21 protein-coding genes and 3 tRNA genes are annotated in these 26,135 nt (G+C 42.9%); 20 read left to right on the top strand and 4 right to left on the bottom strand.

The features are described 5' to 3' along the window. Positions 1-20 precede the first annotated feature (20 nt). The gene (gene lpdA / locus AKG33_RS04610) at positions 21-1,769 is read right to left on the bottom strand and encodes a dihydrolipoyl dehydrogenase (protein WP_012031404.1); all 1,749 of its coding nucleotides are present in this window, start codon (positions 1,767-1,769) and stop codon (positions 21-23) included. A gap of 26 nt (positions 1,770-1,795) precedes the next feature. Next, positions 1,796-2,743 carry a thioredoxin-disulfide reductase gene (gene trxB / locus AKG33_RS04605; RefSeq protein WP_012031403.1) on the bottom strand — a complete coding sequence of 316 codons (948 nt, stop codon included), beginning with the start codon at positions 2,741-2,743 and terminating at the stop codon, positions 1,796-1,798. A gap of 93 nt (positions 2,744-2,836) precedes the next feature. Between trxB and ruvX the strand changes: the two genes are divergently transcribed. The 8 genes from ruvX to AKG33_RS04565 all read left to right on the top strand — a co-directional run bounded on the left by ruvX (position 2,837) and on the right by AKG33_RS04565 (position 15,075). Next, the gene (gene ruvX, locus AKG33_RS04600) at positions 2,837-3,226 is read left to right on the top strand and encodes a Holliday junction resolvase RuvX (protein ID WP_012031402.1); all 390 of its coding nucleotides are present in this window, start codon (positions 2,837-2,839) and stop codon (positions 3,224-3,226) included. Positions 3,227-3,327: 101 nt separating this feature from the next. Next, positions 3,328-3,711, top strand: a complete 384-nt coding sequence (locus AKG33_RS04595; protein WP_012031401.1) for a response regulator — start codon at positions 3,328-3,330, stop codon at positions 3,709-3,711. A gap of 36 nt (positions 3,712-3,747) precedes the next feature. Further along, complete coding sequence (locus AKG33_RS04590; RefSeq protein ID WP_012031400.1) at positions 3,748-4,110, top strand: response regulator; 363 nt, start codon at positions 3,748-3,750, stop codon at positions 4,108-4,110. Further along, a complete protein-coding gene (locus tag AKG33_RS04585; RefSeq protein WP_012031399.1) occupies positions 4,107-4,628 on the top strand; it encodes a chemotaxis protein CheW in 522 nt (173 codons plus the stop codon). Before AKG33_RS04590 ends, AKG33_RS04585 begins: the two co-directional genes overlap by 4 nt. 14 nt (positions 4,629-4,642) lie before the next feature. Then, complete coding sequence (locus AKG33_RS04580) at positions 4,643-5,953, top strand: methyl-accepting chemotaxis protein (RefSeq protein WP_012031398.1); 1,311 nt, start codon at positions 4,643-4,645, stop codon at positions 5,951-5,953. Between the two features lie 59 nt (positions 5,954-6,012). Further along, entirely contained in the window at positions 6,013-13,677 is a 7,665-nt protein-coding gene (locus AKG33_RS04575) for a hybrid sensor histidine kinase/response regulator (RefSeq protein WP_050707999.1), read from the top strand. After that, positions 13,670-14,113, top strand: coding sequence for a hypothetical protein (locus AKG33_RS04570; RefSeq protein WP_012031396.1), 444 nt, complete (start codon positions 13,670-13,672; stop codon positions 14,111-14,113). Before AKG33_RS04575 ends, AKG33_RS04570 begins: the two co-directional genes overlap by 8 nt. A 2-nt stretch (positions 14,114-14,115) precedes the next feature. Then, entirely contained in the window at positions 14,116-15,075 is a 960-nt protein-coding gene (locus AKG33_RS04565) for an acetyl-CoA carboxylase carboxyltransferase subunit alpha (protein ID WP_012031395.1), read from the top strand. A gap of 174 nt (positions 15,076-15,249) precedes the next feature. On the opposite strand, the gene AKG33_RS04560 is transcribed toward AKG33_RS04565, so the two are convergent. Together AKG33_RS04560 and AKG33_RS04555 are read right to left on the bottom strand one after the other, a co-directional pair. Then, positions 15,250-15,335: transfer RNA gene (locus AKG33_RS04560), tRNA-Leu, on the bottom strand. Positions 15,336-15,343: 8 nt separating this feature from the next. Beyond that, a tRNA-Thr gene (locus AKG33_RS04555) sits at positions 15,344-15,419 on the bottom strand. Positions 15,420-15,541: 122 nt separating this feature from the next. Here AKG33_RS04555 and ttcA point away from each other — a divergent pair. The 12 genes from ttcA to rpoD form a co-directional block, all read left to right on the top strand. Next, entirely contained in the window at positions 15,542-16,345 is an 804-nt protein-coding gene (ttcA, locus tag AKG33_RS04550) for a tRNA 2-thiocytidine(32) synthetase TtcA (protein WP_012031394.1), read from the top strand. Positions 16,346-16,483: 138 nt separating this feature from the next. Then, a tRNA-Arg gene (locus AKG33_RS04545) sits at positions 16,484-16,560 on the top strand. A gap of 166 nt (positions 16,561-16,726) precedes the next feature. Next, positions 16,727-17,977 carry a lytic murein transglycosylase gene (locus AKG33_RS04540; RefSeq protein WP_012031393.1) on the top strand — a complete coding sequence of 417 codons (1,251 nt, stop codon included), beginning with the start codon at positions 16,727-16,729 and terminating at the stop codon, positions 17,975-17,977. 2 nt (positions 17,978-17,979) lie between these two features. Beyond that, positions 17,980-18,624 (top strand): carbonic anhydrase, encoded by a 645-nt coding sequence (locus tag AKG33_RS04535; RefSeq protein ID WP_012031392.1) that lies wholly within the window; start codon positions 17,980-17,982, stop codon positions 18,622-18,624. 1 nt (position 18,625) lies between these two features. Beyond that, positions 18,626-19,735 (top strand): 3-dehydroquinate synthase, encoded by a 1,110-nt coding sequence (gene aroB, locus AKG33_RS04530; RefSeq protein ID WP_012031391.1) that lies wholly within the window; start codon positions 18,626-18,628, stop codon positions 19,733-19,735. A 172-nt stretch (positions 19,736-19,907) separates the two neighbouring features. After that, positions 19,908-20,033, top strand: a complete 126-nt coding sequence (gene ykgO, locus AKG33_RS07195) for a type B 50S ribosomal protein L36 (protein ID WP_041729592.1) — start codon at positions 19,908-19,910, stop codon at positions 20,031-20,033. A gap of 66 nt (positions 20,034-20,099) precedes the next feature. Continuing rightward, positions 20,100-21,374, top strand: coding sequence for a TRAM domain-containing protein (locus tag AKG33_RS04525; RefSeq protein WP_012031390.1), 1,275 nt, complete (start codon positions 20,100-20,102; stop codon positions 21,372-21,374). 44 nt (positions 21,375-21,418) lie between these two features. Then, positions 21,419-21,982 carry an LOG family protein gene (locus tag AKG33_RS04520; protein WP_012031389.1) on the top strand — a complete coding sequence of 188 codons (564 nt, stop codon included), beginning with the start codon at positions 21,419-21,421 and terminating at the stop codon, positions 21,980-21,982. 177 nt (positions 21,983-22,159) lie between these two features. Further along, positions 22,160-22,375: a 30S ribosomal protein S21 gene (gene rpsU / locus AKG33_RS04515; RefSeq protein WP_012031388.1), complete on the top strand. Its 216-nt coding sequence runs from the start codon at positions 22,160-22,162 to the stop codon at positions 22,373-22,375. A gap of 2 nt (positions 22,376-22,377) precedes the next feature. Continuing rightward, the gene (locus AKG33_RS04510; protein WP_012031387.1) at positions 22,378-22,830 is read left to right on the top strand and encodes a GatB/YqeY domain-containing protein; all 453 of its coding nucleotides are present in this window, start codon (positions 22,378-22,380) and stop codon (positions 22,828-22,830) included. Between the two features lie 11 nt (positions 22,831-22,841). After that, positions 22,842-24,497 (top strand): DNA primase, encoded by a 1,656-nt coding sequence (gene dnaG, locus AKG33_RS04505; RefSeq protein WP_012031386.1) that lies wholly within the window; start codon positions 22,842-22,844, stop codon positions 24,495-24,497. A 100-nt stretch (positions 24,498-24,597) separates the two neighbouring features. Continuing rightward, positions 24,598-26,135: RNA polymerase sigma factor RpoD (gene rpoD / locus AKG33_RS04500; RefSeq protein WP_050707998.1), on the top strand; the 1,538-nt coding region annotated here is incomplete at its 3' end.

Genomic DNA, 26,135 nt, shown 5'->3' with positions numbered 1-26,135 from the left:
GCAGCGTTGAGTGAGGTTGATTAACGTTTCTTTTGCGGTGGTAAATCCGTGCAAGAACCTTCAAATACTTCAGCAGCTAAACCAATGGTTTCGCCTAATGTTGGGTGCGGGTGAATGGTTAAAGCGATATCAGCCGGCACCGCATTCATTTCAATTGCTAAAGCGATTTCGCCGATCATATCGCCGGCATTAGGACCAACAATGGCGCCGCCGATGACGCGTTGAGACGCTTTATCAACAATCAGTTTCACAAAACCTTCATCGCAACCGTTTGCAATAGCGCGACCAGAAGCAGCCCACGGGAAAACGGCTTTTTCAACGGCAATATTTTCTTTAGCGGCTTGTGATTCTGTAACGCCCACCCAAGCAACTTCAGGAGAAGTATAAGCAACGCCTGGAATTACGCGCGCATCGAAAAAGGCTTGATGTCCTGCGGCATTTTCGGCGGCAACGTGCGCTTCGTGTACGGCTTTATGCGCTAACATGGGTTGTCCCACAATATCGCCGATGGCAAAAATATGGGCTTGATTGGTGCGCATTTGTTTATCAACAGGGATAAATCCGCGTTCGTCAACAGTGACGCCGCAAGCTTCCACATTTAAAGTTTTGCCGTTTGGACGGCGTCCTACTGCCATTAAAACACGGTCGTAACGTTGCGCTTCTTTTGGCGCTTTGTCGCCGGCGAAAGTAACGTGAATACCATCATCTTTGGCTTCGGCGGCAACGGTTTTGGTATTTAAATAAATGTGTTCAAAAAGATCGGGATTGCGTCTTTGCCATACTTTTACTAAATCTTTATCCGCGCCTGCCATTAAACCGTCCATCATTTCGACGATGTCAATTTTGCTGCCTAATGCGTGATAAACGGTTGCCATTTCCAAGCCGATGATGCCGCCGCCGATAACGAGTAATCGTTCTGGAATATCTTGCAATTGCAAAGCGCCGGTGGAATCGATAACGCGCGGATCGGTTGGCATGAAAGGTAATTTCACGCTTTCAGAACCGGCGGCGATGATGCAGTTTTTGAAATTGAGATTTTGTTCGCCGTCAACGGTTTTAATATGAATACTGTGGCTGCCGGTAAATTGCGCAACACCTTGAATAACGGTTACTTTTCTTGCTTTTGCCATGCCAGCAAGACCGGTGGTTAATTTTTTAATCACACCTTCTTTATGTGTGCGCAAAGCGTCTAAATCTACGCTGGGTTTGGCAAATGTGACGCCGGCTTTTTTTGCCCATTCGGCTTCTTCCATAATTTCTGCAACGTGTAACAACGCTTTGGAAGGAATACAGCCAACGTTTAAGCAAACGCCGCCTAAAGTAGCGTAACGTTCGATCAAAGTTACTTTTAATCCCAAATCCGCCGCACGGAACGCCGCCGAATAACCGCCAGGACCAGCGCCGATTACAACTAAATCAACGGCATCATCGGGTACCGCGGTTTTTTCTGCGGGTGTTGCCGCCGCTGCTGGTTTTTCCGCGGTTTTTTCTGCAGGTTTTTCTTCAGTTTTTGCAGCACTTGCGCCGTTTGCCACTTCAATTTCGCCGATAACACTGCCTTCAGAGACTTTATCGCCGACTTTTACTGTTAAAGAAGTGATGGTTCCAGCAATGCTAGCGGGAACTTCCATTGATGCTTTATCTGATTCTAAAACCACCAAAGATTGGTCAACGGCGATTTTGTCGCCAACTTTGACGAGAACTTCAATAACATCAACATCAGCAAAATCGCCAATATCGGGAATGGTAAGGGCTTGTTTATTTGCCATGGTAGAGAACTCCTAATTTCATTGAGTTAATTTTTGAGTGTTGCTAAATAGCGCTCGGCATCTAAAGCTGCCATACAGCCAGAAGCTGCCGAGGTGATTGCTTGGCGGTATACAGGATCGGCAACATCTCCAGCGGCAAAAACGCCGTCAATACTGGTTTGAGTGGCGTTACCGTTGCTGCCGCTGTGTACGGATAAATAATGATGTGCGTCAGTTGCTAATTGATTTTTAAATAGTTCAGTATTGGGTTGATGACCGATGGCAATAAAAATACCATCGACGGCGAGTTGTTCGATTTGTCCGTTATTAAAACGAATGATCGCGCCGGTGACGCCGTTATCATCGCCTAAAACTTCTTGCAGTTGTGCACTGTATTTCACAACAATTTTTCCCGCGTTCACTTTTTCCATTAGACGATCAACCATGATTTTTTCCGCGCGGAATGCATCGCGGCGGTGCACAAGTGTTACAGAACTGGCAATATTGGATAAATAAAGCGCTTCTTCCAGCGCCGTATTGCCGCCGCCAATGACCATGACGGGTTTATTGCGGTAAAAAAAACCATCGCAGGTGGCGCAGGCAGACACGCCGTATCCCAAATATTGGGTTTCGCTGGGGAGCCCTAAATATTTTGCGCGGGCGCCCGTTGCAATGATGAGAGCATCGCAGCTGTAGGTTTCTTTTTCTGTTTTTAAGGTAAAAGGGCGGTGCTGTAAATTAACTTCGGTAACGTGATCGTAAATGATTTGGGTTTGGAAACGTTGCGCGTGTTGGCACATATTCGTCATGAGTTCCGACCCAAGTATTCCTTCAAATGCGCTTGGCCAATTGTCAACATGAGTGGTAGTCATGAGCTGTCCACCGGGTTCGAGCCCCGTAATTAACGCGGGTTCGAGTCCTGCTCGTGCGGCGTAAATGGCAGCAGTATAACCAGCAGGCCCGGCACCGAGGATAATAAGGCGGTGATGTATCATGAGTTTTCCTGTTTGAAAATGGATTCTTATTGTACTTGATTGAATCAATGCTACGCGGCATTATAACCATACATCTCGTTGAGGAGGTAGCCGATGGTGCAGTGGGTATTAGGGATTGATGTAGGAACATATCATACTGGGGTTGCAATTGGGCAGTCGGTGACGGGTTTGGCAAAACCATTGCAAAGATTTAACCTCCCGCTGAAACAGGTTCACGCTGATACTTTTTCGGCGTTGGTGCAGCAGTGGAAAGTCAATTGTATCGTGATAGGATTACCTTCCTTGGCAGATGGAAAGAAGCATCCGTTGTCAGATGAAATTCATCGTTTGGCAGATGAATGTATTAAACTGTACGGCGTTCCCGTACATTTTATTGATGAGACGTTAACTTCTCATGCTGCACAAATGCGTTTTCCAAAAACAATTGATAAGGATAGCGCGGCGGCGGCGGTCATTGTTGAGGATTTTTTGTCCTCACATTAAAAAATGGATTATTGTCGCCTCGATGAAATAAATACGCTATCCTATCGCTGGTTTAAGAGGATAGTTCGTTCGGTTTTGATTTGAATTATTAAGGAGTTGTTGTGGCTGAAGCAAGTCAATCAGTAAAGATACTCATCGTAGATGATAGTGGTACGATCAGGAAAACCGCCGAAGCAATCTTGGGGAAAGAGGGTTTTCAAGTTGCAACGGCAGAAGACGGGTTTGCGGCGTTTTCAAAAATTATTGAGTTTTCTCCGAGCATCATTTTCCTCGATATTATGATGCCGCGACTTGATGGGTACCAAGTGTGCTCCGTGATTAAAAGTAATCCAGAGTATAAAAATATTCCGGTGATTATGTTATCAAGTAAGGATAGTGTGTTCGATAAAGCGCGTGGAAAAATCGCAGGTTCGGAACATTTCATGACAAAACCTTTTTCTCGCGACGAATTATTAAAAGCAATTCAGGTTCATGCTACACACTAGAGGTATAGAAGGTATAGAAAGGTATAGGTACAGGAAATGACGACCATTCTTATTGTTGATGATTCACCCACTGAAGCCAATGTTGTAAAATCGATGTTGGTTGAAGCTGGGTATGAAGTTTTATGGGCAGAAGCTGCCGATAAAGGCATTGCGGTGGCAATGAATAGGCATCCTGATTTGATTCTGATGGATGTTGTTATGCCGGGAATGAGTGGTTTCCAAGCAACGAGAAAGCTTAGCCGCACACCAGAAACCAAAGATATTCCTATTCTGATGTTAACAACAAAAGACCAAGATTCAGATAGAGTATGGGGTATGCGCAATGGCGCTAAAAAATATATGGTAAAACCGCCCGAAAAAGAAGCGTTGTTACGTGAAATCCGCGAGTTACTGGCATGAGTACTTTAGCAAATTCTTCACCTTTTGAGATTTTAGTAGGATACGTGCGGCAATTTCAGCAAAGGGGCACGATTAGCGTTGCTGCGGTGCAGCAGCATGCCAGCTATTTGGCGTGTTCTGCGGGGGCTGAAAACTATCTCATTGGTATGGGTTCTGTACTAGAAGTAACACAAGATTTACCAACCATTACTCCTTTGCCATTTTGTCCTTTTTGGTTATTAGGTTTAACGAGCCATCGGGGAGATGTTTGTTCTGTAACAGATTTTAAGTATTTTGTTGAACCAAAGGCAAAATATGCCACGCAAAAGAAATCTCATTATATTGTGTTACGCGATGCGGGTCAGGGATATATTTTAAAAGTAGACAGTATCAGCGGTATCCGACAAGTAGAAGTTAACGCTTTAGATTCGAAAAGAATCTGGGTTGATGGTCATATTTTTATGGAAGATAAGGACTGGTTTAGAATTAATATCGGGCATCTGATTAACGATGCTGTATTTAGCCAACAAATGCAATGAAGCGCAGGTGACACATGAAAGGTAGTAGAAGATCTCAACAAGACGATAATCATCAAGACAAGCAAAACGTTTTTGGGTGGGTGGCAATAGGGTTTGGGGCATTGTCGCTCATTTTAATTGTGTTAATTATTATTGGGTTGTTTACGGGAACAGAGGAACAACCGCTGTCACTAGGAATAGCAGATGTCAATCATGCAGGATTGCGTTTTCTACTACCGATTTTATTACTGTTTGTAGTGTTGGCAGCTATTTTTTGGTACTTATTTATTTCTAGCCAGTCTTCAGAAATTCAAGATATTGCGATTCGTCAACAAATGAAAGAGCGGCAAAATCAAGACGCCATTTTGCGGTTAATGGACGAATTGACAGACTTGTCAAATGGAGATTTGACGGTTGAAGCGCAAGTTACCGAAGATTTTACCGGCGCAATTGCTGACTCCGTTAACTACGCGATTGAATCAATGAGGGAATTGGTCGGAACGATTAATAGAACTTCTAGCCGCGTTTCTGATGCCGCTAATATCACCCGATTTATTGCATCGGATATGCAAAAATCTTCTATTGAGCAAGCGGAAAAAATTCACTCGATTACTCAAACAATCGGCAACATGGTGGGCTCTTTGGACCGCGTTGCTGCAAGTACGACTGATTCCGCAGAAATTGCCCGCAATTCGGTAACCATCGCGCAAGAAGGTGCCAAACGGGTAAATGATACCATCGGCGGCATGAATAATATTCGTGAAAATATTCAAGAAACTTCTAAACGAATCAAACGATTAGGGGAAAGTTCTCAAGAAATCGGTAACATTGTTGAAATCATTAAAGGTATTACCGATCAAACCAACATTTTGGCGTTAAACGCCGCTATTCAAGCAACTTCTGCTGGTGAAGCGGGACGCGGTTTTGCGGTGGTCGCCGATGAAATTCAACGTTTGGCGGAACGCTCTTCAAACGCGACCCGACGAATTGAATCTTTGGTAAAAACAATTCAAACGGATACAAACGAAGCCATTGCTTCAATGGAAAAATCCACGCGTGAAGTGGTTACCGGCGCCAATATTGCGGAAGAAGCGGGAATGTCGTTGACGCGGATTCAAGAAGTATCAACTTCTCTGGCGTTATTGATTGAAAAAGTTTCGGATTCAACGCGAAAAGTTTCTTCTATGGCAATTAATATTTCTCAAGATATGTCCCGAATTAACGATATGGCGACAACGACTTCTGAGAACGTTATTAAAACTTCTGACTCAATTGCAAACTTGAGTCAATTGTCATCGGAATTGAATGACTCTGTTTCCGGATTTAAATTACCGGAAGGATACTAATTTAAGCGAATGGTAATTAAACGGAATGGATATCGGGATAATTTGTGTAAGGGGAATACATGAGTAGTGAATTAGCCAGTCAGTTATTGCTTCGCGTACAAGCAGAAATGGCAAAAAATATTGCTGACGTGAAAAAACATTTGGTTGAATGGCTTGATCGTCCTGAGTCCGGCGGGGTGGAAGCTTTTTGTAATCAGCTTACCGAAGTCAGCGGTGGTCTATTTTTACTCAATAAAAAACCAGCAGCGGAATTATCTGATAAAGTTCAAAAAGTTATCAAACTTCTGGATAACAAATTTAAAGAAAATGCGGTTGATAATAAATCTTTTTCAGATGTCGGGAGCGAGGTTGCCGCTGGGATTTTGTTATTAAGCGACTATATCAATCGATTAAATACGCCTCATGCTGATAATACGCAGGAAATAAACGCTATTTCCCAATCGTTATCGTCAGTATTTACCGATGGTTGGAAGAAAACGCCTGCCAGTACTCATCCTCAAATTGATCTGGAAACTTACCAAGTTTTGGCTGAACGCGTAAATGAACTTATCGAAGTGAACCGCAACCAAATTGAGCAATTTGCTGCAAGTGGCGGTCAATCGTTAGACGTTAATCAACTGATCACCTATAACCAAGAGCTGATTAATTTATTTACTTTATTGAACTTAAAAGCGCCGCAATTTTTGCTGAAGTACTCCAATCAGATGTTGAAAGGAGATTTGGCGAAAGTGAATTGGGTTGAAATTGCTCAATCCATGTTGCTTGTTGAAGAAGCTTTACAAAATATTAGTAAACATTCCTGTGATAATGCCAAAGTTACCGACATTAAAACCGCGTTTTTACAACAAAGAAGCCATTCCCAATACATTGGTTTTTATCGCTTAATTACGAATACGGGCGCAGTTGCTCGGCAATATTTTGAATCATTGAGAAAAATTGTTGTTGGTGAAGAACGCGTCTCAAGCGAAGCTGACTGGACAGAAGCCGCGCGGCGCACCGCGTATTACGGCACTGTCTGCCAATTTTTTGGACAAAAAAGTTTATCGGTTGAAATGCGCCGCTTAGCGCACATTTTTGCCATTTTTTCGGCGCAAAAAGAATTTAAAGAAACCGTCTACCCGCCAGTAGTTCACGCATTAGTTGCTACCGAATATATTTTCACCGATTTAGAAGACGCGGCAACACTCGTTGAAAGCGATGTGGATTTCTTAAAAAATGCCGTTGATCAATTAGCTGCTATCTACCCGATTACACAAGATGCACAACGTCTTTTAGCCTCTTCAATGCAAACGGTAGCGCCGAAGAAAGAAAAACCAGCACAAGAACAACAAAGCTTTGATGATTTGTTGGGCGATTTAGATGCGTTGGATAGCTTTATCGATGTTGGAGAAACTACGGTAGCGGCGGTGAAAATAACGGCAACGGTTGATTTTGATTCTGCCACGCCTGCACCCACGCCCGCTTCTGCTTCAACAAATACTTCATCGGCAGCGGTTGAAAGTGGTTTGGGCTTCGATGACATTGCGCCAGTTGCAGAAAAAGAAACCGCAGCGCCTAAAGCTTCCACAGAAGCAGTTGAAGACTTAGGATTTGGCTTCGATGACATTACGCCAGTTGCAGAAAAAGAAACCGCAGCGCCTAAAGCTGCCACAGAAGCAGTTGAAGACTTAGGATTTGGCTTCGATGACATTGCGCCAGTTGCAGAAAAAGAAACCGCAGTGCCTAAAGCTGCCACAGAAGCAGTTGAAGATTTAGGATTTGGTTTTGATGATATTGCACCAGTTGCAGAAAAAGAAATCGCAGCACCTAAAGCTGCCGCAGAAGCAGTTGAAGCGGTGAACTTTGATGATGTATTGGAATTGGATTCAGCGGTAGAAACAGAAATCCAAGAACCCGTTTCTCAAGCCAGTGGTTCTGTTGATGTTGATTTCTTTGAACATACGGGATTGACAGATTGGGAACAATTATCCGTACCGGAATCTAAAGTATCATTTACCGAAAGCCATGAATCAGCGGTGATTGATGATGAAATTAGAGAATTCTTTTTGGAAGAATTTGATGAAAAAATCGTTGAATTATCGGATTCTTATGATATTTGGACGGATCCCGCTCAAGCAGATGAAAGCACTGGAGTGATTCGACGGGCTTTTCATACTTTGAAAGGTTCGGGACGGACTGTGGGCTATGAAGCATTAGGCGAATGCGCGTGGCAACACGAACAAATGCTTAACCGTGTGTTAGATAAGCATTATTCGGTTAACCGCATCGTATTGCACAATGTTAAAGAAGCTATTTGTTTGCTGAAAAAATTGCGTAATGAAGAAACTTTTGTTGAGCATCACCCAGCATTATTAACGCAAGCGTTGATCGCTGAAAAGTCAACTTCTTATTTGCAAAATGAAAATTCAAAACCCAGCGACGCAGAAGTCGATGCGTTTTTACAAAAAGTTTATGCAGAATGTCTGCCCTTTGCTGCTGCCGCGGAAGTTGATACAACTCCGGCGACGATGCCAGAAGTGGAAGCGGTTGACGTTCGCAAAGCAGATATTCCTGATGCCGTAGTTTCTAACGCGGATAAAATTGCCGCCGAGCAAAAAAGAAAATTTTTAGAAGAATTAAATGAAAATATTCGGAAAATGGACGACCATTTGCCGCGGTGGAGAAATGCACCGGATAATCTAGATTATCCAGGGAATATTAAGCAAGCATTTAGCGCAATTGGTAGCTCGAGCCAAAATTTAGGTTATGAATCTTTACAAGAACTTGCTTGGCAAAATGAGAATTTGTTAAACGATATTTTGGATAATCTTTACGATGCGAACCCGATTATTCAAGATTCCGTGGAAGATTCCGTTAATCTTTTGAAAACGATGCGCGGGGAGACTGAATTTATCGAGAATCCGCAAGCGTTACTTTCACAGGCAAAAGCGTTAAACATTGTCAGTCAAACGATGAGACAACGCTTTGTTTCCGCGCGTATTTCTTCTTCTGAAAAACCAGCAGAACCGGCGCCACAACATCAATCCGCCTACGAACAAGCGGCAAAAACCTTGATGCAAGGTTTGGCAATGGGGCAGCTGGATACTGAAGAAACTGAAGTTTTAGCAAATGTGGTTAAATCCCAATTTCAATCGGCAAATATTGATGCCAATACGATTGATGAATCAAAACTAAAACAAATGGTTTCTGATCAGTTGGCTGGCGCTGATCAAAATGTGATTGATCACCTTTTAAGTCATATCGTTACACATACCGCCGAGCAAAAAGCAACCAATAAAATTGCCGATACTTTGCGGCAAATGTTGCGCGCAGGCGATGTTGATGATACCGATGCGACTTTAGTTGCCGATCATTTAGCTAAAAATTTACAAAATGATAAAGAGCTCAATTTTAATGAGTTAATGCCTAATTTAGGTAATCAATTGCATCAATTGCTTGCTTCTGAAAATGGGGCGGAAGGTTTTGTTGACCGCATCGTGCAACGAATTGAGCAGAAATTAGCAATAGATTCGCCGGCAGTTGATGCGTTAGCGCCATCTGATCTTGATTCCAGTTTGGTATCTGTGACAGATGATTTGGGCTTTGGTATTGATGATGCTGTTGAGACGCCTGCGGTAGATGTAAATGAAAATGAGGCGGTGATTGTAGAGGCGCCGTCAGATGCGACAGGTTTATTTGATTTAGGCATTGATGATTTACCAGTTCAAAACAATGTTGCAGCTGATGAGCCCGATGTTGTGGTCGTAGAAAATGCGGTTTCTGACGTGGATAATTCGGGGGAAATCGGTGGTGATTCCGTATTTTTGGATACGGATTTAGTTTCTCCAGATGCCGATGCACCGCAAAATTTTGCAGATGAAACGCCAGAAGTGCAAGACGTTAACGACGTATTGCAAGATATTTATGACGATTTAAAAACAGAAGATGATTTAACGAAAAAAACCAGTCAACAAATCATCGATGCGATTTCGGTTCCAGAGTTGACAAAACCAGCGCCCGAAAAGAAACCGTCTACTCATAAAAAGCCGAATAGAAATATTGAAAAAGAGGCATCAAATGTTCGGTTTTCATCTTTTTCACCGTACATTATGCCGGCACCTTCTTCACGGTTAAGCGAGGAATTATCTAATATTACTAAAGTTCCTTCCGAATCCGCATCAGAAGGCAGTGTGTATTCATTTTCTTTTGATGGCGCAAGACCGCCGGTTCGAGATGCCAGCTTATTTTTAAGGGCTTTGGACGAATTTTCTGGACGTTTTCAATCACTCGAAGAAGATGCTTCCGAAGATAAAATTGAGGAATTATTAGATTCTGTCTACGAAATTGAAGATTCTCTCGATTTAAACGATGTTCCGGCGTGGATTTGGCGCTTGTTAGATGCGATGGAACAATTGTTGTTACAGTACCGGAAAGTCGGCGGTAAAGGTATCCGTCAATCTACGCCGTTATTGAAGCAAAGCTTGGATTTAATTGAACATTATTCTGACGATAGTTCCGAAGAAGATGCAAAACGGACGATGAATTCATTGATGTCAACGCGTCAATGGTTGAGTTCGGAAATTCCACACAGCGATTATGAAATGTCGAAGCCAACGATGATTGCGCGTTCGGCAGCTGACATTCCTTTAGATATCAATGATGATGGTTCTATTGAAACGCCGTTGATTCCTGATCCGAATGTCAACCAAGAAATTGCCAAATTGTTCCATTCCGAAGCCTTGCATTTATTGGGCGATAGTCAATTAGAAGCGGAACAATGGGACGAAAATCGCGAAGAATTAAATCATTTAGACGCTGTTCGTCGTTCTATGCATGCTTTAAAAACCAGTGCAACCAGTGCGGGTTATTCTGCGATTGCGGATTTAGCGCAAGGCGTTGAATTAATTACCAGCCAGATTTTAGATGGACAATTGCAGGGCAACGCGCGCGCCAGCTCTATTCTTGCGGGTGCGATTTGGCAAAGTATGGAAATGTTGGATTCTATTCGCGATGGATATTTACCGACACCAAATCCTTATATTCTCAATCATATCAATAGCTTTTTGGGAATGCCGTTGCCGTATCCTGCTGTGGCAGAAAACGAAAAACGCATTAAAGAAAGAGAAAGAAAACAAGCTGAAGATTTGTTGGCGGCGCAATTTGGTGATGATGACGCTGCTGGTGAGAATGCGCAATCAGATGCTGCGTCAGTAGAAAGTGCAGTTGAAGCAGAAACCGATGTTTCATCGGAAGTTGTTGATGAAGCAGATGCCGAAGAGGAAGTTATCCAAGGCGGCGTGCCGTTTGATGAAAGCATTGACCCTGTTTTGGTTGAGATTTTCACTGATGAAGCTTCTGAATTAATTGCTCAAGCCGAACAATTATTAGGTCAAGATTTAAAAGATCATACCGTTATCGAAGAACTGAAAAGAAATATGCACACCTTAAAAGGTGGCGCGCGTATGGTTGGTTTTACCGTCATCGGCGATACTTCGCATTTGATGGAATCTGTAATTGAAAAATTAGCGGATTATCCTGATGTAAAACATGAACAAGCGAAAACGTTAATCGGTTTAGGTCATGAATCGCTTTATAACATGCTTGATAGCGTGTTACGACATGAAATGCCTGAACCGGCGACGCAAGTTAACTGTTCTTTAGAGCTGTTTGCTAATCAAGGGCGTTTTGAAATGCCCGGAGCAGAACCGAAAGCCGCGGCGAAAAAAGAAAAACCTGTTGAGGAAGTTGCTAAAAAAGAGCCTAAAGCTGAAAAAGCACCGGTTAAAGAAAAAGCGCCGGAAGTTGCAGAAAAAACCAGCGATGTTGCTAAAAAAGCAGAATTACCGGCAGAAAAAAGCAGCAGTACTCCAGATGCGGAAAAACCTGCTGCTGCAGAAGTGCCCGAAAATAATAATAAAATCGGCAATGATGTACAGCGATTTGTTCGCGTCGATTCGGCTTTGTTAGACGATATGATTTCTATGACTGGGGAATATGCGATTGTTCGTTCTCGCATGGAAAACTTAACGTTGGCATCTGAATTTAACTTGAGCGAATTAACCCGCATTGCCACTCGGATCGATGAGCAAATGCGGCGCTTGGATAATGAAACAGAAGCGCAAATGTTATTCCGTCGGGAAAGTGATACGGAAGACGATGAGCATTTTGACCCGTTGGAAATGGACCGTTTCACCGAAGTTCAACAACTTTCGCGGCAATTGTCTGAAGCTATTGAAGACTTGAAAAACGTACAAGAAACGTTGACCGCTGAAAATGCGTTGATGCGCAATTTATCAACGCAACAAGGCGTTTTGCAGCGCGCGATTCAAGATCGTTTGATGGCAACCCAACTCGTTCGTTTTGATGTGAATGAATCTCGCTTGCGGCGTTTAGTGCGGCAAACCGCGAAATCGTTGGGTAAAGAGGTTGATTTGGTGCTGGAAGGCGGCGGCGTCGAATTGGAACGGCGTTTAGTTGAAGATATTTTGCCACCGCTGGAGCATATGATTCGTAATGCCGTGGGGCACGGAATCGAATTGCCACAACAACGTGTCGCCGCAGGAAAACCAGCAAGCGGTACGATTAAAATTAAAGTGACGGCGCAAGCTTCTAACGTACAAGTGCAAGTTATCGACGATGGTCGCGGTTTTGACTATGTTCGGATACGTGAAAAAGCGCGCAGCAAAGGTTGGTTGGATCCAGAGCGAGAAAATGACACCCAATATCTCAATACCATGTTATTGCGTTCGGGCTTTTCAACTGCTGAATCGTTAACGCAAATTTCGGGACGCGGCGTTGGTTTGGACGTAGTCAACGAAATGATCAAGCAACGGCGCGGACGTTTGAGCGTGGATTCTATTCCAGGAAAGGGAACGGAATTTGTTATCGTTTTACCGTTCTCCATGAGTATTGTTGAAGTATTGTTGGTTGATATCGGCGATCAACGTTATGCGGCGCCTATGAATGCAGTTGCAGCAATCAGCCATGTGAGCAAAGAGGAATTGCAACGCAGCTTTAACGGCGAGGTGGTTTATCACGAATATGATGGTATGGATTATCGTTTATTCGTGTTGGCATCTTATTTCCAATCAGCCAATTATGAATTTGATATGGATACGGATACGGCGCCCGTTTTATTTATTAACGGGGTTGGTGAGCCGGTTGCTTTCCACGTTGAACACATTGCAAATCGCCTTGAAATTATTGTGAAAAACGTGAATCGTCAGGTGCTGAATTTACCGGGTATTTCTGGTGCAACGATTTTAGGGGACGGTCGCGTTGTTCCAGTGTTGGATTTATTAGATTTATCAACACGAATTGCGGGATTGTCTCAATTAGAAAGTGTTCATGTGGTTGAAGAAGTTCGCGCCCGACAAGTATTGGTGGTTGACGACTCGGTCACAATGCGTAAAGTTTCTACGCGTTTATTGGAACGCAATGATTATGTTGTTCAAACGGCAAAAGATGGTTTAGATGCGATTGAAGTTTTAAACGAATTTATGCCTGATGTTATTTTGCTTGATATTGAAATGCCACGAATGGACGGCTTCGAATTTGCCGCTCATGTGCGCCAAAATGCAATGTATAACGATGTTCCCATCATTATGGTTACTTCGCGCACGGGTGATAAACACCGTGAACGGGCTGATAAGATTGGCGTGCAAGGATATTTGGGTAAACCTTATCGTGAAGATGTTTTGATTGAAACTATAGAATCTTTGATTGGAGGCAAATCTCATGGCTGATATAGATGTGGTATTGATCCCCAGCGGTGGCGCTGAATTGTTGATTTTTCCGCAAACTTTAGTCAGCCGAGTATTTCCTTATGCGCCGCCTTTATCTTCGGAGACGGAGACGCAATTCGTTGTTGGTAGTATGTTGGTTAATAACGAAAAAATGCCGGTGGTTGATTTTATTTTCACACCGCGCACGGAACCTTATGAGGGCAACCAGCGCATTGTTTTAGTTTCTACGATTAGCAGTGACGTTGGTTTTTTGCGCTATTCCATTGTTTCTTATGGGGAACCGATAACACAGACGATTAATGAATCGGGATTAGTGACAAAACAAATCGGCGGACATCGTTTTATTGCTCAATATGTCAATATTATTGGTTATGAACAAACGCCGGCGGTAATTTTGGATTTACCAAAATTTGAATCAGAATTAAAAATGAAATAATTATGAACCCAGAATACCTTGATTTTGAACAGCCTATTGCCGAACTCGAATATAAATTAAACGAATTAAAACAATTTAGCGAACAATCTAAAGTTGATATTAGCGATGAAGTTGAACGTTTAAAAACAAAATTGGAGCGTTTAACTGGTGATATTTATTCTGATTTAAGCGATTGGCAAATTGCGCAAGTGGCGCGTCACCCCAAACGTCCGTACACATTAGATTATATTCCGCACATTTTTACCGATTTTCGCGAATTGCACGGCGATCGGCATTATGCAGATGATATGGCGATTGTGGGCGGTTTGGCTCGTTTAGGTCAACGCAGCGTGATGGTGATTGGTCACGAAAAAGGGCGTGATACAAAAGCAAAAGTAAGCCGGAATTTCGGTATGCCGCGTCCAGAAGGTTACCGTAAAGCGCTGCGGCTTATGAAATTAGCGGAAAAATTTAAAATTCCCGTCATCACTTTTATTGATACACCAGGCGCGTATCCGGGCGTTGGCGCTGAAAAACGCGGTCAAAGTGAAGCGATTGCGCGAAATTTGTATGAAATGGCAGTTTTAAATACTCCGATAATTGCGTGTGTGATTGGAGAGGGCGGATCTGGCGGTGCGTTAGCGCTTGGTGTTGCAGATACTGTGATGATGTTGCAATACGGAATGTATTCCGTTATTTCTCCGGAAGGTTGCGCTTCGATTTTATGGAGAGATGCTGCGATGGCAGAAGAAGCGGTGACAATTTTGCAAGTAACTTCAACGCGTTTAAAAAAATTGAATTTAATTGATACCATTATTACCGAGCCTTCGGGCGGCGCTCATCGCGATGTTGCGGAAATGAGTAGAACTTTGCACGATGCTTTTTTATCTGAATTAGATCGTTTAGAAGCAATGGACGATGCGACGCGTATTCATCAAAGATTGCAAAAGTTGCGTGCATACGGAAACTTTCTTGGCGAGTAAAAAACTCGTCAAGGAAGATTGATAACTTAATTAACATTGTGAAGTCTATCTTTTACCGCGGTTCATGCGGGATCCGGTTAATCTGTATAAAAGATATGTGATAAATCTCCGCAACCGATAATCGCGTAAAAACTATTATAATTTGAAATTATGATGTGGGGCTTTTTTAAGAAATGGTGCCCAAAAAAAGACTCGAACTTTCACGACCTTGGGTCACTAGCACCTGAAGCTAGCGCGTCTACCAATTCCGCCATTTGGGCTAAAAAGATGGAGCCGGAAACAGGAATCGAACCCGTGACATCCTCATTACAAGTGAGGCGCTCTACCTGCTGAGCTATTCCGGCTTTAAAAGAGGTGCTCATTCTATCTATTTTAGTTTTTTTGTCAATACTCGTTGAGAAAAAAGTATCAGCGTTTTTCTTATCCTTGTTATCATGGAACTTTTGATGATTTCTTAGGATCACTTATGAGCGTTTCCCAGAATAAACTTTGCAAACGACTGCGCAGATTAGTAGGAAAAGCGATTGATGATTATCAAATGATTGCCGATGGTGATCGGATTATGGTTTGTTTATCGGGCGGCAAAGATTCGTATGCGCTACTGGATATATTGTTGGCTTTACAAAAAAGCGCGCCGATTCATTTTGAAATCATTGCGGTGAATTTAAACCAAAAATTTCCCAATTTTCCCGAGCGGGTTCTGCCAGATTATTTAGAAAAACTGGGTGTTAAATACGATATTATCGAGCACGATACCTATCAAGTCGTTATGGAGAAAATTCCCGCAGGAAAAACCATGTGTTCATTATGTTCACGTTTACGGCGTGGGATTTTATATCGTTACGCAGAAGAACACGGCATCACTAAAATCGCGTTAGGGCATCATAAAATCGACGTTATCGAAACCTTTTTCTTAAACTTGTTTTTCACTGGACGACTCAAAGCCATGCCGGCAAAATTATTGAGCGATAATAAAAAACAAATCGTCATTCGTCCGCTGGTTTATTGTGATGAAAAAGATATTGTAAAATACGCCAAATTAAAAGCTTTTCCCATTATTCCCAGTAATCTTTGCGGCGTTCAAAAAAATATGCAACGAACCATCATCAAAGAAATGTTGCTGGCGTGGGAAAAAGATTATCCGCAACGTATTGAACATATTTTTGCCGCATTAACAAAAACCGTGCCCTCGCATTTATTGGATACAGAATTGTTCAATTTTGCCGAGATTGAGCAAAAAGCCATTCGTTTTTGCGAAGAAAGCGACTAATATGAGAAAAAATAGATCGAAATTGTAGCATCTTTTTTGAATAAAAATCTTTTATTTTCATATTTTAATCAAAATAAATTGACATAATGATTGACGAACAGCAGCAAAATAAGCATAATGCACCTCACTGAAGACGACGCGCCCGTAGCTCAGTTGGATAGAGTACTTGGCTACGAACCAAGCGGTCGGAGGTTCGAATCCTTCCGGGCGCGCCAACAGAATTTTAAACCATCGAATCTTCGATGGTTTTTTTATTGCCTTTTTTAAAGAAAGATTTTTAAAATCGCCACTATCAGCAAATTAAGATCGCCATCGCGCCCTTTGTATTAAAATGAACCAGATTTTCATCGTGTTTAAAAAACGAATACAAAAGGAAAAATAATGCGATTATCTGTTACTTTACAAAGCCTTGTAGCATTATTTGCGGTATTATCTTTACCCAGTTGCACCACAAGCAAACCTTATGAATTTTCAAAAGATCCCGTTGAGTTGGCGCCACCATCGCCAACCGTCGTCTCAAAACCAAGCAGTTTTACCGCATGGAAAACTGATTTTATAGAACGGGCGAAAGCGGCAGGCATTGCCGCAACCGATGTCGAACGGCTCATTCTTCCCGTTGAACTTCATCAAAAAACGATTTCTCGCGACCGCCAGCAAGCAGAATTTATGAAAATGCCGTGGGAATATATTGATAATGCGGTGGCGCAAGAACGCATACGGCAAGGACAACAAAATTTTCAACGGCATACCGATTTTCTCCGCACATTGGAAAAACAATACGGCGTTCCCGCGGAAATCATTACCGCCATTTGGGGGCTGGAAAGTTCATACGGCAAAAACACCGGACAATCTGATTTAGCACAATCATTGGCTACTTTGGCGTACGAAGGGCGGCGCCGCGAATTTGCGGAACAACAATTATTGGCATTATTGCAATTGCTCGCGCGCGGCGACGTGCAATGGACGCAATTACGCGGTTCATGGGCAGGCGGAATGGGGGAAACCCAATTTATCCCGAGCACTTGGCTGGAACAAGGTATTGACGGCGATCGCGACGGACAACGCAATCCTTGGGCAACTGCCGATGCTTTAGCGTCAACCGCTCATTATCTCAACCGTTCTGGTTGGCAATCAGGAATCAAACCGTTTTATGAAGTGCGCTTGCCGGCAGGATTTGATTACCGCGCGCTCGACAGCAAACAAACATTATCGCAATGGGGACAATTGGGATTGACCGATCAAAATGGTAAACGTTTAATTGGCGCCGCCAGTGCACAATTATGGTTGCCGGCAGGCGTACAAGGTCCCGCATTATTGTTAACGAAAAATTTTGAAACCATCAAAGTTTATAACAATTCGTCTAATTATGCTTTAGGAATCAGTTTATTAGCCGAACGCATTGCCGGAAAATCTGATTTGGTGCGCGCGTGGCCACGGCACGAACGCCCGCTTTCTACCGAACAAGTAAAACGCCTCCAACAATATTTAACCGTAAACGGCTACGATACGCACGGCAGCGACGGTATTTTAGGCACAAACAGTCGCCGCGCTTTTGCGCGTTGGCAAGCCGATCACGGGCAAGTTCCCGATGGTTTCGTTTCTCAAAGTACCACCGCTACAATTTTGAACTGATCATGCCAGAACTTTATCAGCAATTATTGCAACGTAATCGCGCGTGGGTGGCGCAAAAATTGGGCGAAAATCGTCATTATTTTGACCGCCTTCTTTCGGGACAATCGCCGCAAATTTTTTGGATTGGTTGCGCGGATAGTCGCGTTCCAGAAAATCATATTGTGGGCGCGCAATTGGGGGAAATTTTTGTGCATCGCAATATTGCCAACGTGGTTGTCCACAGCGATGCTAATTTATTAAGCGTGCTTGATTATGCGGTTAATGTGCTGGCGGTGCGGCATATCATTATTTGCGGGCATTACGGTTGCGGCGGTGTTTATGCGGCAATGAAACGGCAATCGGTGGGCTTTTTGGATAATTGGTTGCGTCACATTCAAGATGTTTACGATCGCTATCAATTGGATTTAAATGACATTATCGATGAAGAATCGCGTTGGCGGCGTTTAGTTGAACTTAACGTTATCGAGCAAACTCATTCCGTTGCTTTAACCTCCATCGTGCAACGCACTTGGCATCAGCAAAAAAAACTTGCCGTGCACGGTTGGATATTTGATTTGCGTACGGGATTGATTAACGACAGCGGTTGCCATTTTGATGGTTTGGGGCAAGTGCGCCCCGCCTACCGCATGAATTTTTCCGCGGAATAATATGAAACGGCTAACGGTTCATACTGCGGAAAAGGCGCAGCAATATCCCATTTTGATCGCGCCCGATCTCATTAAAAACGCGTCATTATGGCATCTTTATTGTTCAGCGCCGCACATTGCCATTATCACTAATGAAACTGTCGCACCGCTTTATTTATCGTCATTAAAAGCGGCGTTAACGGATAAAAAAGTGATAGATATCATTTTATTAGATGGTGAATGTCATAAAAATTTAGCTACTTATCAGCATATTTTGACCACTTTATTGGAAGCGCATTTGGGGCGCGATGGTTTATTAATCGCTTTAGGCGGTGGCGTAATCAACGATATTACAGGATTTGTGGCAGCGACTTATCAGCGTGGAATTTGTTGGATAACGTTTCCTACAACATTATTGGCGCAAGTTGATGCTGCTGTTGGCGGTAAAACCGGCGTTAATCATGCTTGCGGAAAAAATATGATCGGTGCTTTTTATCCCCCGCAAGCGGTTTTGATGGATACGGCAACATTATCTACGCTTCCGCCGCGCGAATTTTCGGCAGGACTGGCGGAAGTGATTAAATACGCGCTCATTTATGATATTTCTTTTTTGTCGTGGCTCGAACAACATATGGACGCCGTTTTACGAAAAGAAAAAATATCTTTAGAAAACATGATTATGAATTGTTGCCGTTATAAATCTGAAATCGTTTGCGCTGATGAACGCGAACAAGGAATGCGCGCTTTGCTGAATTTTGGGCATACGTTTGGACATGCGTTGGAAACGATCACCGCTTATCGCCATTGGTTGCACGGCGAAGCGGTGGCAATCGGCATGCGTATGGCAGCGGAATTATCAGAAATGCGCGGTTTGATTTCGGCTGATGAAAAAGCGCGCGTGATTAGTTTATTGCAGCGCGCTCATTTGCCAACGGCAATCGATATCCAATTGAATTGTGAGGATATTTATCAAACATTATTTTTGGATAAAAAAGTGCGCGCGGGGCAATTGCGTTTTGTGCTGTTATCGGGTTTGGGGCAAGCGCACGTGGTTGATGATGTTACCGAAACGGAAATTTTTGCAGTGATTGCGGCGAGTCGATCTGAAAATGAATCATTTGCGCGTTTTTAAACGGTAATTTTTGGGATAACGCATTCATGTTGGTGTTTTCAAAAACGATTCATGTTCGGCAAAATTTCTAAAAGAATACTTGAAAACAAAGTCATAAGCGTTGATAATGCGCGACCAATTTCGAAACAATTAAGCTTGTTTCGAGTGGTGAACTATTTCGATGGGAGTATTTATGAAAGTCATATCTTCACTGAAGAGTGCTAAAACGCGCGACCGCAACTGCCAAATCGTAAAACGTCGCGGCAAATTGTATGTTATTTGCAAAACAAATCCGCGCTGCAAAGCTCGTCAACGTTAGTTAAACTGTTTTCGTTGTAAACCGCCTTTAGGGCGGTTTTTTTATGTTGTTTTATGGAGAAATAGGGTGGAAAAATTTCCGGCGGTAACGGTTTTTGACTTGGATTATCAGGGACGCGGCGTGGCGAAAATCGATGGGCAAGTGGTTTTTATTGAAGGTGCTTTGCCCGATGAAACGGTTACTTTTTGCAAAACGAGCGCGAAAAAGCAGTTTATTGAGGCGGTGGTTGATGAAATTATTGAGCCGTCGCCGCAACGCGTGGCGCCGCGTTGTCCTTTTTATGACCGCTGCGGCGGTTGTGCGTTGCAACATTGGCACAGTCAGGAGCAATTATTGGGCAAACAAAAATTATGGTTAACGCAATTGCAACGTTTAGGCGGCGCGCAACCAGAACACGTTTTGCTGCCGCTAGCAGGAAAAGAATGGCGCTATCGTCGCCGCGCGCGGTTGGCAGTTCATTATGAAAATGATGTTATTGCGGTTGGTTTTAAAGCAAAACGTTCTCATGATGTGGTGGCTGTTAACGATTGTTTGATTTTGCAGGAACATTTAGCCGCCGCATTGCCGTTATTACCCGATTTTTTGCGCGCATTATTACCAGTGAAAGTTGATGAGATTTTATTGACAGCGGGCGAGAAAGTCGCGGCGTTAACGTTGCGGACAAAAAAACGGGCATTGTCGCCGGCGTGGGGCGAAAAATGGGCAAATTTAGCCGGCGCTCATTGGCAATTATGGGAAAATGATCGTTGTCTTTTCGGTGAACCTAATGATTTGTATTATCAGCCAATTTCTGGGGTAACTCTTCATTTTACGCCCGATGATTTTATTCAAGTTAATGCGTCAGTTAATGAGGCGTTGATTCAAACGGTGCTCGCGTGGCTTGCGCCTTTGGAAAAATCAGAAGTGCTTGATTTATTTTCTGGTTTAGGAAATTTTTCTTTACCACTGGCTTATAAGGGCGCGCGGGTGACGGCGGTTGAAGGTGTGCGGGCGATGGTGCAGCGCGGTGCAAAAATGGCAGCAGAACAACAATTATCATCGCGGCTGGAAATGCAATGTATGGATTTATTTTCTGTTTCCGCGGCGCAAATGAAATCGTGGCAGTCGGCAAAATCGTGGTTATTGGATCCGCCGCGTGCGGGTGCGCACGCCGTTGTTCAAGCGTTGCCTAAAAAATTTCCAGAAAAAATTGTTTATGTTTCTTGTAATCCAGCAACTTTGGCGCGTGATGTGGCGATTTTGCAAAGTAAAGGTTTTCATTTAGAACGCGGTCAAGTTGTCAATATGTTTGCGCACAGTGCGCATATTGAGTCTGTCATTTTGATGACAAGAACAATTTAAAATCAATGAGTTGAAACAAGAATTATAGAAGGGCGGTTTAAACGATGAATATCACGGTATTTTGCGGCGCAAGTTTGGGAATGAATAAACTATATCAAGAAAAAACAATCGAGTTGGGAAAATGGATTGCGCAAAATCATCATCAATTGATTTATGGCGGCGGAAAAGTGGGATTGATGGGGTTAATTGCTGATACGGTTTTGGAAAATGGCGGTCGCGTGATTGGCGTGATGCCGCGCTTTTTAGTGGAAAGAGAAATCAGTCATACAAAATTAAATGAGTTAATCGTGGTTGATAATTTGTCGGACAGAAAGGCGCGCATGATTGAGCGCGGAGACGTTTTTATGGCTTTATCGGGCGGACTGGGAACGCTGGAAGAAATTGCTCAAGTGATTTCATGGGCGAGAGTGGGGCAAAATGATAAACCGTGCATTTTGATAAACGTTAACGGTTATTATGATTATTTAGCAAAGTTTTTCGATCATATGATGGAAGAAGGATTTTTATCGCGCGCCGATAGAGAAAAAACGTTGTTTTCGGATAATCTTGAAGAAATCGCACGTTTTATAAAAAATTACCAAAAACCGGAAGTAAGAAAATATCAGTAAATTGAGAAAAAATTGCAGGCAAAATTATTGCGGATAAATCGCGGTTTACCGCACGATTTTTGCGCTTTGATTATCGAAAATGGGGTTTAAGTGTTTCTTTCTGCAATGATGTTTGATTTTCGTTTGGGCGGCGCGTACAATACGCGCTTCTTTATTTTCTGGACAAAAGGATATTGAATGCCAAGTGTGAAAGTACGGGATAACGAGCCGTTTGATGTTGCCATGCGTCGTTTTAAGCGTTCTTGCGAAAAAGCAGGCGTTTTGGCGGAAGTTCGTAGTCGTGAATTTTATGAAAAACCAACCCAAGAGCGTAAACGTAAGTTAGCCGCGGCGGTAAAACGTAATTCTCGGCGTTTGAAAAAAGAACGTAGTCGGTTTGAACGCTTGTATTAATCATGCTTATTCAAGAACAGCTGAAAAGTGCAATTAAAGAGGCGATGCTTGCTAAGGATAAAGCCGTTTTGCAAACATTGCGCATGATGAGTGCTGCTTTTAAGCAAATCGAAATTGATCAGAAAATTGAAATTACTGATGAAGTGGCGATTAACGAATTAGTGCGGCAAATTAAGCAACGTCAAGATGCAATGCAGCAATACCGCCAAGCTGATCGCGAGGATCTTGCGCAACAAGAAGAGGCGGAAATTGCCATTATTCAGCGTTTTTTACCTGCCCAATTGAGTGTTGAAGAAATGCAAGCGCATGTAGATAAAGTGATTGCAGATTCTCAAATGCCTTTGGCTATTTCTTCAATGGGCGCGTTGATGGGAATTTTGAAAAAAGATTTGCAAGGTAAAGCGGATATGGCAGCGGTAAGCGCCTATTTGCGGCAAAAATTGCAAGCTTCTTAATATCGCTCAACGTGGGTAAACGGATCCCAAAATCTTTTATTGATGACCTGATCAACCGCACGAATATCGTGAGTTTGATCGGGTCGCGTCTTTCTTATGCGAAAAAAATGGGCGCCAATTATGTCGCCTGTTGTCCGTTTCATCAGGAAAAAACGCCTTCATTTACCGTTAGCGAAGTCAAACAGTTTTATTATTGTTTTGGTTGTCAGGCAGGGGGCGATGCGCTGCGCTTTTTAATGGATTATGAACATTTATCATTCGTGGAAGCGGTTGAATCTTTGGCGCATTTTCACGGTTTGACGATTCCTTATGAAGAAACCGAATCCTATAATCCTGAAGAAAAATCACGAATCGAATTGGGATTGTTGTGTTTGGCTGATGCCGCGCAATTTTTTCAGCGGTGTTTTTATACGGAAGAGGCGGTTTCCGCGCGAGAATATTTGCGCGCGCGCGGCATTAAGAAACATCTTGTTGATGATTTTTTGTTGGGATATGCGCCGGCGGGTAATCAATTATTGGCGTTTTTGCGTGATAAATATGAACTTCCTTTATTGCAAGCGGTTGGTTTAATTGGTGAAAAAGATGGTCGTTATTACGATTGGTTTCGTCAGCGTTTGATGTTTCCGATTCGCAATATCCGCGGACAAATTATTGCTTTTGGTGCGCGCACCATTGCCAATGAACAGCCCAAATATCTCAATTCTGCGGAATCGCCTTGGTTTAATAAACGCAATGAACTTTATGGTTTTGATACGGCAGCGCGCAGCAAACAAACCTCGTTAATTGTTACCGAAGGTTATGTAGATGTTATTAAAATGGCGCAATTTGGACTGGATAATGCGGTGGCGACTTTGGGCACGGCATTTGGTGATACGCATCTTCAGCAATTAAAAAAGCGCAGTAAAAAAGTCTATTTTTGTTTTGATGGTGATGCAGCGGGCAAACATGCGGCGGAAAAAGCGTTGCATATTATTTTTACGCATTATGAAGAAGGCTACGATTGGCGTTTTGTTTTTTTGCCGGCGGGTGAGGATCCTGATTCTTTTTTAACGCAACACGGCAGCGCCGCGTTTTTGCAATTGTTGGACGCCAGCGAACCGCCATCATTGTTTTTGCAACGTTTGTTAAATATTGATCAGCGGGCAACGTGGACGGCGGAAGAATATGCTGCCGTCGTGGAAAAAGCTGCGCAGTGGTTGGGTTTGTTGCCGCAAGGACATTATCGGCAAATGATGCAAAAACAATTACAAAAACAATTAAATACATCGGTAGCAATTATTGATTCTTCTGAAAAATCAATTGAATATCATGCCGCTGGCGGCAGTTTGGCAGCGGCGCCCACAAAATTGGAAGCGCGTATGGCTGCCGTTTTGCTGCAACAACCAAGTTGGTATTTAAAAATTGATATGAATCAATACGCTTCTTTATTGGCAAAAGAAGTGCCGTTTTTTTATCGATTGTTATATTTATTGCGTTGTGGTGCTGATAAAGCGGTTTTAGAGGCAGAAATCCGTGCCATGCATTTGGAGGTGGATTTGATGCGATCGCGGCAGTTGTTTTCGCTTTTAGATGAAAAATTATTGACGGTTGAATTTGAGGGCATGATGCAGGAATTATTGCGGCAACATCTTAAAAAACAAGCAAGACTTGAAAAATTGGGCAATTAACCCAATTTCGGTAAGAAACTTGATGCCGTTAAAAATGAGGGTAGTGGCGTTTTGGTAGCGCAAATGCGTGATTTGGTTATTGTTTTTGAAAGGATATTTTATGACTGATTTTGAGCGCAATCCGGAAGATGATGATGTTCATGAAGAATACAAAGAATTATTTGAACAAGGACGTGAGCAGGGTTTTTTAACCTACGAAGAAATCAACGAAACATTGCCAGAAAGTGCGGTAGAAGGCGAAAAATTTGATGAATTAATCGCTTTTTTAAACGAAAACGGTATTGATGTTGTTGAAACGCCACCGGAAGAAGAGGAAGCGGTTACCGATGATGAAGAATCGCTTGCTAATAATGTTTTGTCGAGCGCTGATGCAGAAGTCGGTAGAACAACGGATCCGGTAAGAATGTATATGCGCGAAATGGGAGCGGTGGATTTATTAACGCGGGAAGGAGAAATCGCCATCGCAAAACGCATTGAAAGCGGTTTGGATTTAGTGCAACAAACTTTAGCAGAATTTCCTTTAGCAATTGCCGCTTTGGTTGCGGAATTTGAACGCGTTGAAGCGGGGGAAGGTCGTCTAAGTGATTTGGTCAACGGTTACGGCGATCCGTTTGCACAAAAAACGGAAGAAGCAACCGATGACGAAGAAACAGAAAGCGCAGTTTCATCAGAAGATGAAGACGATGAACTTTTAACGCAAGCAGGCGATGATGACGACGAAGACGGCGACGAAAGCACGGAAGCAGAAATTACCGTCAACGATAGTTTGGAAGAAGCGCGGGAGAAATTATTAGAACTTTCGCAAGTTTTTAAAAAATTAAAAACGGCTTTGGATAAAGGGCAAAGTTTAGCGACAAAGAAAAATCAGAAGTTGCATGACGAAGTAAAACAATATTTTGTGGCTTTTTCTTTTCCGCAAAAAACAATGGATTTGATGGAAGCGCAATTAGAAGAGCCGATGGAAATGATTCATGCCATTGAGCGGCGATTAATGCGTTTGGTGATTGAAAAATCCGGCATGCCGCGCAAGAGTTTTATCAGCGATTTTCCAGGGCATGAAACGGATTTGGAATGGGTGGTTAAACAATCAACATTGCGGCGTAAATATGCCGAAAAATTGAAATTAATGATTGAAGACGTGCAAGCCGAGCAGCAAAAATTTTTAGAAGTAGAAAAAACTTACGGCATGTCCATTCAACAAATCAAGGATATTTATCGCCAATTGGCAGTGGGTAAAGAACGCGCCAAACGGGCAAAAGAAGAAATGGTTGAGGCGAATTTGCGCTTGGTGATTTCAATTGCGAAAAAATACACCAACCGCGGCTTGCAATTTTTGGATTTAATTCAAGAAGGTAATATTGGTTTGATGAAAGCGGTGGATAAATTTGAATATCGCCGCGGTTTTAAGTTTTCAACGTATGCCACTTGGTGGATTCGGCAGGCGATTACGCGTTCTATCGCCGATCAGGCGAGAACTATTCGGATTCCTGTGCATATGATTGAGATAATTAATAAATTGAACCGAATTTCGCGTATGTTGCAACAAAAAAATGGACGCGATCCAACGCCAGAAGAGTTATCAGTTGCCATGGATATGCCTGAAGATAAAATTCGGAAAGTGTGGAAAATTGCCAAAGA

The organism is Dichelobacter nodosus (assembly GCF_001263335.1).
GTDB classification, from domain to species: domain Bacteria; phylum Pseudomonadota; class Gammaproteobacteria; order Cardiobacteriales; family Cardiobacteriaceae; genus Dichelobacter; species Dichelobacter nodosus.
The sequence above is the reverse complement of the archived record's forward strand: the minus strand, read 5'-3'. Positions and strand labels throughout refer to the sequence as shown.

What these genes read in the sequence shown, in the direction of transcription:
- lpdA (WP_012031404.1), bottom strand. Translation starts at nt 1,769, where the DNA reads ATGGCAAATAAACAAGCCCTTACCATTCCCGATATTGGCGATTTTGCT.
- trxB (WP_012031403.1), bottom strand. Translation starts at nt 2,743, where the DNA reads ATGATACATCACCGCCTTATTATCCTCGGTGCCGGGCCTGCTGGTTAT.
- ruvX (WP_012031402.1), top strand. Translation starts at nt 2,837, where the DNA reads ATGGTGCAGTGGGTATTAGGGATTGATGTAGGAACATATCATACTGGG.
- AKG33_RS04590 (WP_012031400.1), top strand. Translation starts at nt 3,748, where the DNA reads ATGACGACCATTCTTATTGTTGATGATTCACCCACTGAAGCCAATGTT.
- AKG33_RS04585 (WP_012031399.1), top strand. Translation starts at nt 4,107, where the DNA reads ATGAGTACTTTAGCAAATTCTTCACCTTTTGAGATTTTAGTAGGATAC.
- AKG33_RS04580 (WP_012031398.1), top strand. Translation starts at nt 4,643, where the DNA reads ATGAAAGGTAGTAGAAGATCTCAACAAGACGATAATCATCAAGACAAG.
- AKG33_RS04575 (WP_050707999.1), top strand. Translation starts at nt 6,013, where the DNA reads ATGAGTAGTGAATTAGCCAGTCAGTTATTGCTTCGCGTACAAGCAGAA.
- AKG33_RS04570 (WP_012031396.1), top strand. Translation starts at nt 13,670, where the DNA reads ATGGCTGATATAGATGTGGTATTGATCCCCAGCGGTGGCGCTGAATTG.
- AKG33_RS04565 (WP_012031395.1), top strand. Translation starts at nt 14,116, where the DNA reads ATGAACCCAGAATACCTTGATTTTGAACAGCCTATTGCCGAACTCGAA.
- ttcA (WP_012031394.1), top strand. Translation starts at nt 15,542, where the DNA reads ATGAGCGTTTCCCAGAATAAACTTTGCAAACGACTGCGCAGATTAGTA.
- AKG33_RS04540 (WP_012031393.1), top strand. Translation starts at nt 16,727, where the DNA reads ATGCGATTATCTGTTACTTTACAAAGCCTTGTAGCATTATTTGCGGTA.
- AKG33_RS04535 (WP_012031392.1), top strand. Translation starts at nt 17,980, where the DNA reads ATGCCAGAACTTTATCAGCAATTATTGCAACGTAATCGCGCGTGGGTG.
- aroB (WP_012031391.1), top strand. Translation starts at nt 18,626, where the DNA reads ATGAAACGGCTAACGGTTCATACTGCGGAAAAGGCGCAGCAATATCCC.
- ykgO (WP_041729592.1), top strand. Translation starts at nt 19,908, where the DNA reads ATGAAAGTCATATCTTCACTGAAGAGTGCTAAAACGCGCGACCGCAAC.
- AKG33_RS04520 (WP_012031389.1), top strand. Translation starts at nt 21,419, where the DNA reads ATGAATATCACGGTATTTTGCGGCGCAAGTTTGGGAATGAATAAACTA.
- rpsU (WP_012031388.1), top strand. Translation starts at nt 22,160, where the DNA reads ATGCCAAGTGTGAAAGTACGGGATAACGAGCCGTTTGATGTTGCCATG.
- AKG33_RS04510 (WP_012031387.1), top strand. Translation starts at nt 22,378, where the DNA reads ATGCTTATTCAAGAACAGCTGAAAAGTGCAATTAAAGAGGCGATGCTT.